The 13126-nt window shown below is 61.5% G+C and carries 6 protein-coding genes, 2 tRNA genes and 3 rRNA genes; 9 read left to right on the top strand and 2 right to left on the bottom strand.

Features of this window, described 5'->3' with window-relative positions:
• Positions 1 to 10 precede the first annotated feature (10 nt).
• Entirely contained in the window at positions 11 to 1141 is a 1131-nt protein-coding gene (locus ACZIYR_RS17755) for an anhydro-N-acetylmuramic acid kinase (protein WP_483527577.1), read from the bottom strand.
• Between the two features lie 121 nt (positions 1142 to 1262).
• Here ACZIYR_RS17755 and tyrS point away from each other — a divergent pair, with 121 nt between their 5' ends.
• From tyrS to rrf, 6 genes are all read left to right on the top strand, one after another.
• Complete coding sequence (gene tyrS / locus ACZIYR_RS17750) at positions 1263 to 2462, top strand: tyrosine--tRNA ligase (RefSeq protein WP_473031674.1); 1200 nt, start codon at positions 1263 to 1265, stop codon at positions 2460 to 2462.
• A 908-nt stretch (positions 2463 to 3370) separates the two neighbouring features.
• Positions 3371 to 4908, top strand: a 16S ribosomal RNA gene (locus ACZIYR_RS17745).
• Between the two features lie 70 nt (positions 4909 to 4978).
• A tRNA-Ile gene (locus tag ACZIYR_RS17740) sits at positions 4979 to 5055 on the top strand.
• An 86-nt stretch (positions 5056 to 5141) separates the two neighbouring features.
• Positions 5142 to 5217 (top strand) — tRNA-Ala (locus ACZIYR_RS17735).
• A gap of 370 nt (positions 5218 to 5587) precedes the next feature.
• Positions 5588 to 8477, top strand: a 23S ribosomal RNA gene (locus ACZIYR_RS17730).
• 83 nt (positions 8478 to 8560) lie between these two features.
• Positions 8561 to 8676, top strand: a 5S ribosomal RNA gene (gene rrf, locus ACZIYR_RS17725).
• Together the 16S, 23S and 5S rRNA genes with 2 tRNA genes alongside form the textbook arrangement of a ribosomal RNA operon.
• A gap of 258 nt (positions 8677 to 8934) precedes the next feature.
• Here the strand turns inward: rrf and hisC are convergent.
• Positions 8935 to 9990, bottom strand: coding sequence for a histidinol-phosphate transaminase (gene hisC / locus ACZIYR_RS17720; RefSeq protein ID WP_473031673.1), 1056 nt, complete (start codon positions 9988 to 9990; stop codon positions 8935 to 8937).
• 115 nt (positions 9991 to 10105) lie between these two features.
• On the opposite strand from hisC, the gene ACZIYR_RS17715 reads away from it, so the two are divergent.
• The 3 genes from ACZIYR_RS17715 (at position 10106) to radA (ending at position 13068) form a co-directional block, all read left to right on the top strand.
• Positions 10106 to 11002 carry an AEC family transporter gene (locus ACZIYR_RS17715; protein WP_473031672.1) on the top strand — a complete coding sequence of 299 codons (897 nt, stop codon included), beginning with the start codon at positions 10106 to 10108 and terminating at the stop codon, positions 11000 to 11002.
• 117 nt (positions 11003 to 11119) lie between these two features.
• Positions 11120 to 11581 carry a copper resistance protein NlpE N-terminal domain-containing protein gene (locus ACZIYR_RS17710; RefSeq protein ID WP_483527576.1) on the top strand — a complete coding sequence of 154 codons (462 nt, stop codon included), beginning with the start codon at positions 11120 to 11122 and terminating at the stop codon, positions 11579 to 11581.
• Between the two features lie 110 nt (positions 11582 to 11691).
• Entirely contained in the window at positions 11692 to 13068 is a 1377-nt protein-coding gene (gene radA, locus ACZIYR_RS17705; RefSeq protein WP_483527575.1) for a DNA repair protein RadA, read from the top strand.
• Positions 13069 to 13126: the final 58 nt, after the last annotated feature.

Genomic DNA, 13126 nt, shown 5'->3' with positions numbered 1-13126 from the left:
GAACCGAATTTTAGGGAGCGTAGACGCCGCCGAGCACCCGGGGGCCGGCGGCGCCGGTGACCGCGGGCAGGTTGCCGGGCAGGCCGGCGAGCCGCCGCCACGCCAGCCAGGCGAAGGCGCCGGCCTCCAGCCAGTCGGCGGGCCAGCCCCAGTCGGCGCTGGCGATTAGCGGCGTGTCGGGCAGGTGGCGTGCCAGCCGATCCAGCAGGTGGGGGTTGTGGGCGCCGCCGCCGCAGGGGATCAGGGCCGCCGGGCGCGGCGCTCCGTAGCGTTCGCGTGCCATCTCCACGCCCAGTGCCACGCTGGTGGCGGTCAGCTCCGCCAGGGTGGCCTGGACGTCGGCGGGCGCTTCGTTTCCGGTTAGCTGGCGCGCCAGCCAGTCGAGATGAAAGACCTCGCGGCCGGTGCTGCGCGGCGGCGGGCGATGGAAGAAGGGCTCGGCGAGCAGTCGCTCTAGCAGGGCCTCGTCCACCTGCCCCGAGGCCGCCCAGGCGCCGTTGGCATCGAAGCGCCCGCCGCAGTGACGGGCGTGCCAGGCGTCCAGCAGCACATTGGCCGGGCCGGTATCGAAGCCGGTCACCTCGGCGTCGTGGTCGGCCGGCGGCAGGAGTGTCAGGTTGGCGAAACCGCCCAGGTTGAGTACCAGCCGCCACGCGCCCTGGTGGCGGAACAGCGCTTCGTGAAAGGCGGGTGCCAGGGGGGCGGCCTGCCCGCCGGCGGCCAGGTCGCGGCGCCGAAAATCGGCCACCACCCGGCAGCCGGTCAGCTCCGCGAGCAGGCTCGGGTTGTCCAGCTGCAGGGTATAGGCGGGGCCGCCAGCGTGTCCCCAGGGGGCATGTTCGATGGTCTGGCCGTGGCTGCCGATGGCGGCAATGGCCTCGGGCCGCGAGTCGCTGGCGTCGAGCAGCCGCGTCACCGCCTTGGCCTGCAGACGGCAGAAGGCATCTTCGGCGGCGGCCAGGACGGCAAAGTCGACATGCTCGGCCTGGCACAGTGTCAGCAGCTGCTGGCGTAGCGTCTCCGGCATGAGTTCGGCGTGGCTGGCCAGCAGCCTTGCCTGGCCTGTCGATACGACCTGGACCAGGGCGGCGTCGATGCCGTCCAGGCTGGTGCCGGACATCAGGCCAATGAACAGTGACATGCGCTTTATCTCCCGTGACCGCGGCCCCTCCGCGAAGCCTCAAGTCATGCTACCATCCTGCCCCATTCGATGGACCCTGCCCGCAGGGCCGAGCAACCGATTTGCCGTGGAGTAGGAGACGATGAGCGATGTCGCGAGCGCGCTGGCGCTGCTGCAGCGTGGTACCCAGGAAATCCTGATCGAGGATGAGCTCAAGAAAAAGCTCGACTCCGGTCGCAAGCTGCGGATCAAGGCGGGTTTCGATCCGACGGCGCCGGACCTGCATCTGGGCCATAGCGTGCTGCTGACCAAGATGCGCCAGTTCCAGGACCTCGGGCACGAGGTGATCTTCCTGATCGGCGACTTCACCGGCCGCATCGGCGACCCTACTGGCAAGAACGTCACTCGTAAGCCGCTCACCGAGGAGGAGGTCAAGGCCAATGCCCAGACCTATCGGGAGCAGGTGTTCAAGATCCTCGACCCCGACAAGACCGAGGTGCGTTTCAACTCAGAGTGGTTCTCCTCGATGAGCGCCGCCGACATGATCGAGCTGGCCGGCCAGAGCACTGTGGCGCGGATGCTCGAGCGCGACGACTTCGACAAGCGCTATGCCTCCGGCCAGCCGATCTCGATCCACGAGTTTCTCTACCCGCTAGTACAGGGCTATGACTCGGTGGCGCTCGAGGCCGACGTGGAGCTCGGCGGTACCGATCAGAAGTTCAACCTGCTGATGGGACGCGAGATCCAGAAGCACTTCGGCATGGAGCCGCAGGTGGTCATCACCATGCCGCTGCTTGAGGGGCTCGACGGCGTGCAGAAGATGTCCAAGTCCTTGGGCAACTACGTGGGCGTCGACGAAGCGCCGGGCGCCATGTTCAACAAGCTGGTCTCGATGCCCGACAGCCTGATGTGGCGCTATTTCGAGCTGCTCTCCCTCAAGGCAAACGAAGAGATCGAAGCGCTCAAGCGAGACGTCCAGGCCGGTGCCAACCCCCGCGACATCAAGATGGTGCTGGCCCGCGAGCTGATCGGCCGCTACCACGGCGAAGAGGCGGCTGCCAATGCCCACCGGTCGGCGGGAAACCAGCTCGCGGAGGGGGAGCTGCCTGAGGACCTGCCGGAGGTTGAGGTAGAGTTCGAAGGCAGCGCCCAGGCGCCGATCGCCGCGGTGCTCAACCGCTCGGGGCTTGCCAGCAACAGCGCCCAGGCCAAGGACATGCTGGGCAACGGCCGGGTCAAGGTGGATGGTGACGTGGTGGCCAAGGATGCGATGCTTGATACCGGCAAGAGCTACGTCATTCAGGCGGGGAAGAAGCGCTACGCCCGCGTCATCATCAAGTAAGTTGCCCTTTGGCAGATTCTGCAGCGCCCGCCTCGTGCGGGCGCTGTCGTCTCTGCCCGGGGCGCAAAAGCATCCACAGGGGGTTGTCTCTGAGCACCTGTGGACAGGTTCGCTGTCTTCGTCTCGCCATGCCCGGGTCAGGCGCCTGAAATATTTGGCTCTTCGCCTTTGGCGTGAGGTGAGCATGTTTGGCAGGTTTCATGGTGGGAGGCCGGCTCTGCCGGGCGAAGGCGCCACAGGCGCCCCATGGGTAGCGCTGCGCGCTACTTCGCGAGCTAAAGTCCCCTCCCACAGGGCAATTTCACGCCAGTCTCCGATGAACCGAATATTTTTACAGCCGCCCCTTGCAGGGGGCGGGGGAAAGCCTTAAAGTACGCATCCGCTGCCGGCAACGGGCAACGTTGCAGGCGGTGACAAGAGTGGTAAGTGGTTGTCTCGCTTTGGGTTTTTCGAATCGCTTCGCAAAGTTCCGACTTGACGCCCGCGGCGGATTCGGTAGAATACGCCCCACTCGACACAGAGACCCGTCAGGGGCTCTGAGCGGCCACCAGCAACGCTGGGCTTCGACGCCACGCTCACAGCAGTGAGGCAGCGAAGAGAGTTGACAAGCTCAGCCGGGTCAGTAGAATACGCCTTCCTCGCAGGGCGCTGGCGAGGCCGGAAGCTCCGGTCACGGCAGCAAGCGAGACGCTCCGCTCCTCGGGTTGAAATTGAGGGGAGTCAGGGGCCGCTCTTTAACAATCGATCAGGTAATTCATGTGGGCGCTTGTCGATGAGGTGGTGAGAAGTCACACCATTATCAAGGCAAGCGACTCGTCAAAGACTTTCGGGTCTTTTTGAGAACGTTTGAACCTTGAGCCAAGTTTGGTTCGCTTCCTCCTTCGGGAGGGCAAGAACTATATGATCTTAAACTGAAGAGTTTGATCATGGCTCAGATTGAACGCTGGCGGCAGGCCTAACACATGCAAGTCGAGCGGAAACGACGGGAGCTTGCTCCCGGGCGTCGAGCGGCGGACGGGTGAGTAATGCATAGGAATCTGCCCGGTAGTGGGGGATAACCTGGGGAAACTCAGGCTAATACCGCATACGTCCTACGGGAGAAAGCAGGGGCTCTTCGGACCTTGCGCTATCGGATGAGCCTATGTCGGATTAGCTAGTTGGTGAGGTAATGGCTCACCAAGGCGACGATCCGTAGCTGGTCTGAGAGGATGATCAGCCACATCGGGACTGAGACACGGCCCGAACTCCTACGGGAGGCAGCAGTGGGGAATATTGGACAATGGGGGCAACCCTGATCCAGCCATGCCGCGTGTGTGAAGAAGGCTTTCGGGTTGTAAAGCACTTTCAGTGGGGAAGAAGGCTTTCGGGTTAATACCCCGGAAGAAGGACATCACCCACAGAAGAAGCACCGGCTAACTCCGTGCCAGCAGCCGCGGTAATACGGAGGGTGCGAGCGTTAATCGGAATTACTGGGCGTAAAGCGCGCGTAGGTGGCTTGATAAGCCGGTTGTGAAAGCCCCGGGCTCAACCTGGGAACGGCATCCGGAACTGTCAGGCTAGAGTGCAGGAGAGGAAGGTAGAATTCCCGGTGTAGCGGTGAAATGCGTAGAGATCGGGAGGAATACCAGTGGCGAAGGCGGCCTTCTGGACTGACACTGACACTGAGGTGCGAAAGCGTGGGTAGCAAACAGGATTAGATACCCTGGTAGTCCACGCCGTAAACGATGTCGACTAGCCGTTGGGTCCTTCGCGGACTTTGTGGCGCAGTTAACGCGATAAGTCGACCGCCTGGGGAGTACGGCCGCAAGGTTAAAACTCAAATGAATTGACGGGGGCCCGCACAAGCGGTGGAGCATGTGGTTTAATTCGATGCAACGCGAAGAACCTTACCTACCCTTGACATCGAGAGAAGTTTCCAGAGATGGATTCGTGCCTTCGGGAGCTCTCAGACAGGTGCTGCATGGCTGTCGTCAGCTCGTGTTGTGAAATGTTGGGTTAAGTCCCGTAACGAGCGCAACCCTTGTCCCTATTTGCCAGCGATTCGGTCGGGAACTCTAGGGAGACTGCCGGTGACAAACCGGAGGAAGGTGGGGACGACGTCAAGTCATCATGGCCCTTACGGGTAGGGCTACACACGTGCTACAATGGTCGGTACAAAGGGTTGCCAACTCGCGAGAGTGCGCTAATCCCATAAAGCCGATCTCAGTCCGGATCGGAGTCTGCAACTCGACTCCGTGAAGTCGGAATCGCTAGTAATCGTGAATCAGAATGTCACGGTGAATACGTTCCCGGGCCTTGTACACACCGCCCGTCACACCATGGGAGTGGACTGCACCAGAAGTGGTTAGCCTAACTTCGGAGGGCGATCACCACGGTGTGGTTCATGACTGGGGTGAAGTCGTAACAAGGTAGCCGTAGGGGAACCTGCGGCTGGATCACCTCCTTAAACGACATATCGCCGCCTCGCGGCAAGTGCTCACAATGAATTACCTGATCGGCCAGAGCAAAGACTGTTTGGGTCTGTAGCTCAGTTGGTTAGAGCGCACCCCTGATAAGGGTGAGGTCGGCAGTTCAAGTCTGCCCAGACCCACCAAATTTGCGTGATACTGCGTTGCTTCGATACTCGCATAGCAGGCTATGCGTCGCATCGAAGCGCCTTGTCTCACACAAATTTCCTTCGGGGCCATAGCTCAGCTGGGAGAGCGCCTGCCTTGCACGCAGGAGGTCAGCGGTTCGATCCCGCTTGGCTCCACCACTTTCCTTGGAAAGTCCGGAACGGCTCAGCTGAGGGAGCGCCTGCCTTGCACGTCAGGTGGTCAGTCCGGGGTCGCGGGCGACTTCGATCCCGCTTGGCTCCACCATCTTCTCAGCCTTAAGCCGTAAGCTTGAAGCTGTAAGAAAACCCCATCAAAACAGTCTAACGTTAGCGCTAAGCTATAAGCTTTGACGACACTGCAAGGTGTTGACTTAAAGCTTACAGCTTAGGGCTTACCGCTCTAAATGCTCTTTAACAATGTGAATCATGCTGACAAGTTCCTTTCTGAGAAGAAAGGACATGAGATACGTCTCAAGCGTATCCGGCAATTGTCGTACGTAATCGCCGACCAGACCCTTTCGGGTTATATGGTCAAGCGATTAAGCGCATACGGTGGATGCCTAGGCAGCCAGAGGCGATGAAAGACGTGGAAGCCTGCGATAAGGCTCGGCGAGGTGGCAAACAACCTGTGACCCGGGCATCTCTGAATGGGGAAACCCACCCTGCATCAGCAGGGTATCCCACACTGAATCCATAGGTGTTGGGAGGCGAACCGGGGGAACTGAAACATCTAAGTACCCCGAGGAAAAGAAATCAACCGAGATTCCCCCAGTAGCGGCGAGCGAACGGGGACCAGCCCTTAAGCTGGTGAATGGTTAGGCGAACGCGCTGGGAAGCGCGACCATAGCGGGTGATAGTCCCGTAGCCGAAAGCCTGATCCAGTGAAATCGAGTAGGTCGGGGCACGTGAAACCTTGACTGAAGACGGGGGGACCATCCTCCAAGGCTAAATACTCCTGGCTGACCGATAGTGAACCAGTACCGTGAGGGAAAGGCGAAAAGAACCCCGGCGAGGGGAGTGAAATAGATCCTGAAACCGTATGCGTACAAGCAGTGGGAGCACGCTCGTCGTGTGACCGCGTACCTTTTGTATAATGGGTCAGCGACTTATATTCAGTGGCGAGCTTAACCGATTAGGGGAGGCGTAGGGAAACCGAGTCTTAACTGGGCGACCAGTCGCTGGATATAGACCCGAAACCGGGCGATCTATCCATGAGCAGGTTGAAGGTTGAGTAACATCAACTGGAGGACCGAACCAGGATCTGTTGAAAAAGATTTGGATGACTTGTGGATCGGAGTGAAAGGCTAATCAAGCCCGGAGATAGCTGGTTCTCCTCGAAAGCTATTTAGGTAGCGCCTCACGTATCACCACCGGGGGTAGAGCACTGTTTCGGCTAGGGGGTCATCCCGACTTACCAACCCGAGGCAAACTCCGAATACCGGTGAGTGCCAGCGTGGGAGACACACAGCGGGTGCTAACGTCCGTTGTGAAAAGGGAAACAACCCAGACCGTCAGCTAAGGTCCCCAAATCCTGGTTAAGTGGGAAACGATGTGGGAAGGCTCAGACAGCTAGGAGGTTGGCTTAGAAGCAGCCATCCTTTAAAGAAAGCGTAATAGCTCACTAGTCGAGTCGGCCTGCGCGGAAGATGTAACGGGGCTAAACCAGGTACCGAAGCTACGGGCTTGCCGAATGGCAAGCGGTAGAGGAGCGTCGTGTACGCCGACGAAGGTGAGTCGAGAGGCTTGCTGGAGGTATCACGAGTGCGAATGCTGACATGAGTAACGACAAGGGGAGTGAAAAACTCCCCCGCCGGAAGACCAAGGGTTTCTGTTCGACGCTAATCGGAGCAGAGTGAGTCGGCCCCTAAGGCGAGGCCGAAAGGCGTAGTCGATGGGAAACGGGTCAATATTCCCGTACCTCACTGTATTGCGATGGGGGGACGAAGAAGGCTAGGTGAGCCAGGCGTTGGTTGTCCTGGTGAAAGCTTGTAGGCTGGGGGTTCAGGCAAATCCGGATCCCTAAGGCCGAGAAGCGAGACGAACACCCCACGGGGTGGAAGTCATCGATGCCACGCTTCCAGGAAAAGCCTCTAAGCTTCAGATACAGTGGGACCGTACCCCAAACCGACACAGGTGGTCAGGTAGAGAATACCCAGGCGCTTGAGAGAACTCGGGTGAAGGAACTAGGCAAAATGGTGCCGTAACTTCGGGAGAAGGCACGCCGCCACTACGTGAAGGCCCTCGCGGCCGGAGCGGAAGGCGGTCGAAGATACCAGGTGGCTGCAACTGTTTATTAAAAACACAGCACTCTGCAAACGCGTAAGCGGACGTATAGGGTGTGACGCCTGCCCGGTGCCGGAAGGTTAATTGATGGTGTTAGCCCTCGGGCGAAGCTCCTGATCGAAGCCCCGGTAAACGGCGGCCGTAACTATAACGGTCCTAAGGTAGCGAAATTCCTTGTCGGGTAAGTTCCGACCTGCACGAATGGCGTAATGATGGCCACGCTGTCTCCACCCGAGACTCAGTGAAATTGAAATCGCAGTGAAGATGCTGTGTACCCGCGGCTAGACGGAAAGACCCCGTGAACCTTTACTATAGCTTCACACTGGACGCTGATGTTGCCTGTGTAGGATAGCTGGGAGGCTTGGAAACCCGGACGCCAGTTCGGGTGGAGCCAACCTTGAAATACCAGCCTGGCATCATTGGCGTTCTAACTCAGGTCCGTGATCCGGATCGAGGACAGTGTGTGGTGGGTAGTTTGACTGGGGCGGTCTCCTCCCAAAGCGTAACGGAGGAGCACGAAGGTACCCTCAGCACGGTCGGAAATCGTGCAATGAGTGCAAGAGCATAAGGGTGCTTGACTGCGAGACAGACACGTCGAGCAGGTACGAAAGTAGGTTCTAGTGATCCGGTGGTTCTGTATGGAAGGGCCATCGCTCAACGGATAAAAGGTACTCCGGGGATAACAGGCTGATACCGCCCAAGAGTTCACATCGACGGCGGTGTTTGGCACCTCGATGTCGGCTCATCACATCCTGGGGCTGAAGTCGGTCCCAAGGGTATGGCTGTTCGCCATTTAAAGTGGTACGCGAGCTGGGTTTAGAACGTCGTGAGACAGTTCGGTCCCTATCTGCCGTGGGCGTTGGATGTTTGAGAAGAGCTGCTCCTAGTACGAGAGGACCGGAGTGGACGCACCTCTGGTGTTCCGGTTGTCACGCCAGTGGCATTGCCGGGTAGCTATGTGCGGACGGGATAACCGCTGAAAGCATCTAAGCGGGAAGCCCCCTTCAAGATGAGACATCCCCGAGGCCTCGAGCCTCCTGAAGGGCCCAGCGAGACCAGCTGGTTGATAGGCCGGGTGTGGAAGCGCTGCAAGGCGTTGAGCTAACCGGTACTAATGGCCCGTGAGGCTTGACCATATAACCCCAAGGGGTCTGCGCATTGCGCGCGACATTGACGGATACGACGAGACGTAGCGTCGGCATGATTCCAACCGTTTTCGCCTGACGACCATAGCGAGTGGGAACCACCTGATCCCTTGCCGAACTCAGCAGTGAAACCGCTCAGCGCCGATGGTAGTGTGGGGCTTCCCCATGCGAGAGTAGGTCATCGTCAGGCATTTATACCGAGAAAACCCCGGACATTTCGATGTTCGGGGTTTTTTCATGGGCATGGGTCAGCCCGCTCTTTATTCGTGGGGCCGCTTCGCGGGCCGGCCCCTCGCAGGCTCGGGGCGTTCGAGCGCCCTCGCGGCGGTGCCGCGAAGAGCCGGGCGCTCTCACCCCCATGCGAGAGTAGGTCATCGTCAGGCACTTCTTCAGAAACCCAGCTTCGAAAGAGGCTGGGTTTCGTCGTTTAGGGGCGGCTGTGTCGTGGTTAGCGGCATAGCCCTTCGAGCACTTCGATCAGGCTATCCATCTCGTCGTCGGTGCCGATGGAGATGCGCAGGAAGTCGCGCAGTGACTCGGTGTTGAAATGACGCACCAGGATGCCGCGTTCACGCAGGCCGACGAAGAGCTGGGCGGCGTCGTGTTCAGGGTGGCTGGTCAGCACGAAGTTGGCCTGCGACGGCAGCACCTGGAAGCCAAGATCGGCAAGGCGTCTGGCAGTGCGTTCGCGGGTGGTGATCACGCGCTCCCGGCAGGCGTCGAAGTGTTCCCGGTCCTCGAGCGAGGCGATGGCGACGGCACTTGCCAGGCTGTCGATGGGGTAGGAGTTGAAGGAGTCTTTGACCCGCTCGAGCCCCTCGATCAGCTCACGGGACCCGACGGCGTAGCCCAGCCGTAAACCGGCCAGGCTGCGAGACTTCGAAAAAGTGCCTGTCACCAGTAGGTTGGGATGGTCGGCTACCAGGGGTATGGCGCTTTTACCGCCGAAATCCACATAGGCCTCATCGATGAGCACGACGCGTTGGGTGACCCGCCCCAGCAAGCTGGTGATGTCGGCCCGGCCGTGGCCGTGGGCCGTGGGGGCGTTGGGGTTGGCAAAGATCACCCCGCTGCCGCTGTCATCGAAGGCGTTCAGGTCCACGCGCCACTGCTCATCCAGGGCAAGGCCTTGGCGCTCGATCCCGTACAGCCGGCAATAGACCGGGTAGAAGCTGTAGGTGATGGCCGGCATCTGCAGGGGTTGACCGTGGCAGAAGAACGCCTGGAAGGCGAGCGCCAGGACTTCATCGGAGCCGTTGCCGACGAACACCTGCCCGATGTCGACGCCAAATTCGTCGGCCAGCGCCTGGCGCAGAGCACGGGACTCGGGATCCGGGTATAGGCGCAGGTGGTCGGCGGGAAACTCCCGCAGCGCAGTTTCCACGCCGGGGGCCGGCGGGTAGGGGTTCTCGTTGGTGTTCAGCTTGATCAGGCGCTCGCGCGGCTGCTCCCCGGGCACATAGGGGGTCAGCTCGTGAACCGCCGGGCTCCAGAACTGGCTCATGGTGGCTCGCTGTTCGTCATGATGGACTTTAGCCCATGGTGACCGCTGCGGCCTGACCGCGCAAGCCGGCAGCATGCTAGCCTAGGCGCTTTCGTCTGGATCCTGGAACCCGTATATGACCGCCCAGATTTTCGCCACCCTGCTGCCGGTATTTTTGATTGCCGGCTGCGGCACGCTCTATGGTCGTTACCGTACGCCTGACATCCGCGGCCTGAACACCCTCAACATGGAGCTTTTCGTCCCCATGCTGGTGTTCGCTGTGCTGGCCGATGGCCGGGCGCCGCTGGAGGAGTATGCCGGCCTGGCGCTGGCGGCAGCCGTCGTGGTGCTGGGCTCCGGGCTGGTGCTATGGCCGCTGGCCAAGTGGCTGAAGCTGGAACCCAAGACCTTCCTGCCGCCGATGATGTTCAACAACGCCGGCAACATGGGGATTCCGCTACTGGTGTTGGCCTTCGGTGAAGCGGCGCTGCCGGCGGCCGTGGTGGTGTTCATCGTCGAGATGCTGCTGCATTTTTCGGTGGGGCTTTATATGCTGAGCCCCAGGACGCCGCTGTGGCGGTTGCTGCGCATGCCCATCGTGCTGGCCAGCATCGCGGGACTGGCGATCAACCTGGGAGGGGTGTCCCTGCCGAGCTGGCTGCTCGAGGCGCTGCATATGCTGGGCGGGGTGTGCATTCCGCTGATGCTGTTCGCCCTCGGTGTGAGAATGCTCGATATCGATTTCGGCGACTGGAAGACGGGGCTGTTGGGCGCCGTGCTCTGCCCGCTTTCCGGGCTTCTGCTGGCGGTCCCGATGGTCCTGTGGCTGGAGCTGACCGGCCTGCAGGCCGCTACCCTGTGGGTGTTTGCGGCCCTGCCGCCGGCAGTGCTCAACTATCTGGTGGCCGAGCAGTACCGCCAGGAGCCCCACAAGGTGGCCTCGCTGGTGCTGATCGGTAATCTGGGGAGCCTGGTGGTCATGCCCATCGTGCTGGCGCTGGTGTTTCAGCATGTCTACTCGGGCGCCCTGTGAGTCGGCCCGGAGGGAACCGCCGCGGATCGAAACTGTCCGCTGAGCCGCAGAGGCGTTATGCTGTGAAACAGGCTGCCGTAGATTACGGCGACAAGCCCATTGCTTAGGAGTGAACGAATGCAAATCAGGACCCTGCTGGCCAGCTCGGCAATGCTGGCCCTACTCGCGGGCTGTGCCGCCGCCCCGAGCGATGATCATGCGGCCGCCCCCGCCATGGACGACGGCGAAGTGGCCTATCAGGGCACGCTGCCTTGCCGCAACTGTGGTCCCGGTGGGGGGATCGACCTGGATGTGCGGCTGATGGGCGATGAACAGAGCAGTCTCGCGGAGCGCACCTTCACGCTGCGCGCCAGCTACCGGGAGCATCCGCAGGAGCCGGAGGACGAGAACTACGCCGGCAACTGGGAAGTGCTTAGCGGCACGGCCGTGGATCCGGATGCCACCGTTTATGAGCTGACGCCCGATGATGATGGCCAGGTCTATTATTTCCTGCGCCTCGATGAATCCACTCTCGAGCTGATCGACCCCCAGCGTCGCCGCTTCGAGAACAACGAGATGCTGCGCCTGCAGCGCCTCTGAGGGCGAGCGTGAGTTCGACGAAGGCGGCCTGAGGGCCGCCTTCGCGCGTTTGGGCGCCGCTGCCGGTGCTGCTGGTAGAATGGGGCCATTCATCAGAGAGGGGCCCGCGCATGGCCAAAGCGAAGAGTGCCTTCGTCTGTACCGAGTGCGGTGCCGAGTACCGCAAGTGGCAGGGGCAGTGTGGCAGCTGCCAGGAGTGGAATACCCTGACCGAGGTGCGGCTAGCCGCGGCGCGACCCGGTGCAGGGACGGCGTCCGGAACCGGTCGCGGCGGCTATGCCGGCAGTTTGTCCCGTGAGGTAGTGGACCTGGCCAGTGTCGATCTCGCCGAAGTGCCGCGGCTGTCGTCCACCTTCGGCGAATTCGACCGGGTGCTGGGCGGCGGGCTAGTCCCCGGCTCCGCGGTGCTGCTGGGCGGCCACCCGGGTGCCGGCAAGTCGACCCTGCTGCTGCAGACCGCCTGCAAGCTGGCGCAGAGCCGGCGGGTGCTCTACGTCACCGGCGAGGAGTCGCTCGCCCAGGTAGCGATGCGCGCCCACCGCCTGCAGCTGCCGGTGGCGGGGCTCAAGATGCTGGCCGAGACCAGCGTCGAGACGATCCTTGCCGTGGCCGAGCGGGAGCGTCCGGAGATACTGGTCATCGACTCCATCCAGACCATGCACCTGGAGGATATCGCCTCGGCGCCGGGGGGCGTGGCCCAGGTGCGTGAATCCGCCGCGGCCCTGACCCGTTTTGCCAAGCAGACGCATACCGTCCTGCTGCTGGTGGGACACGTCACCAAGGACGGCTCCCTGGCCGGCCCCAAGGTGCTGGAGCACATGATCGACGCTTCCCTGCTGCTCGAGGGCGGTGCCGATTCGCGCTTCCGGACCCTGCGTGGGCAGAAGAACCGCTTCGGCGCGGTCAACGAGCTGGGGGTCTTCGCCATGCTCGAGCACGGCCTGAAGGAGGTGAAGAATCCCAGCGCGATCTTCCTGTCGCGCAGCGAAGAGCAGGCCTCGGGCAGTCTGGTGATGGTGGTCTGGGAAGGGACCCGACCGCTGCTGGTGGAGGTTCAGGCGCTGCTCGACGAGTCGGCGCTGGGCAATCCGCGGCGCGTGGCGGTGGGGCTCGATCACAACCGCTTGGCGATGCTGCTGGCGGTGCTGCATCGTCACGGCGGGCTGTTCACCGGCGACCAGGACGTCTTCCTCAATGTGGTCGGCGGGGTTAAGGTGCTGGAGACCAGCGCCGACCTGGCGGTGCTGGTGGCGGTGGTCTCCAGCCTGCAGAATCGCCCCCTGCCCCGTGAGCTGGTGGTGTTTGGCGAGGTGGGGCTGTCTGGTGAGATTCGTCCGGTCCCTAGCGGCCAGGAGCGTATCGTCGAAGCCGCCAAGCACGGGTTCACCCGTGCCATTGTCCCCCGCGCCAACGCGCCGAAACGCGCCCCCGAGGGCATGGAGGTGGTGGCCGTGGACAAGCTGGCCGATGCCCTGGAGGTGCTGTGATTCCGGTCATCTGCGCCCTTTGATTAGAATGCCAACAGGAACTGCCAAGGAGAACGAC

The sequence above is a fragment of the Billgrantia sp. NRB1 genome, from assembly GCF_056921725.1.
Note: the sequence above shows the minus strand (reverse complement) of the source record. Positions and strands in the feature narration are given on the sequence as shown.

Excerpts from the sequence above, each read along its gene's own strand:
- ACZIYR_RS17755 (WP_483527577.1), bottom strand. The coding sequence starts at position 1,141 with ATGTCACTGTTCATTGGCCTGATGTCCGGCACCAGCCTGGACGGCATC.
- tyrS (WP_473031674.1), top strand. The coding sequence starts at position 1,263 with ATGAGCGATGTCGCGAGCGCGCTGGCGCTGCTGCAGCGTGGTACCCAG.
- hisC (WP_473031673.1), bottom strand. The coding sequence starts at position 9,990 with ATGAGCCAGTTCTGGAGCCCGGCGGTTCACGAGCTGACCCCCTATGTG.
- ACZIYR_RS17715 (WP_473031672.1), top strand. The coding sequence starts at position 10,106 with ATGACCGCCCAGATTTTCGCCACCCTGCTGCCGGTATTTTTGATTGCC.
- ACZIYR_RS17710 (WP_483527576.1), top strand. The coding sequence starts at position 11,120 with ATGCAAATCAGGACCCTGCTGGCCAGCTCGGCAATGCTGGCCCTACTC.
- radA (WP_483527575.1), top strand. The coding sequence starts at position 11,692 with ATGGCCAAAGCGAAGAGTGCCTTCGTCTGTACCGAGTGCGGTGCCGAG.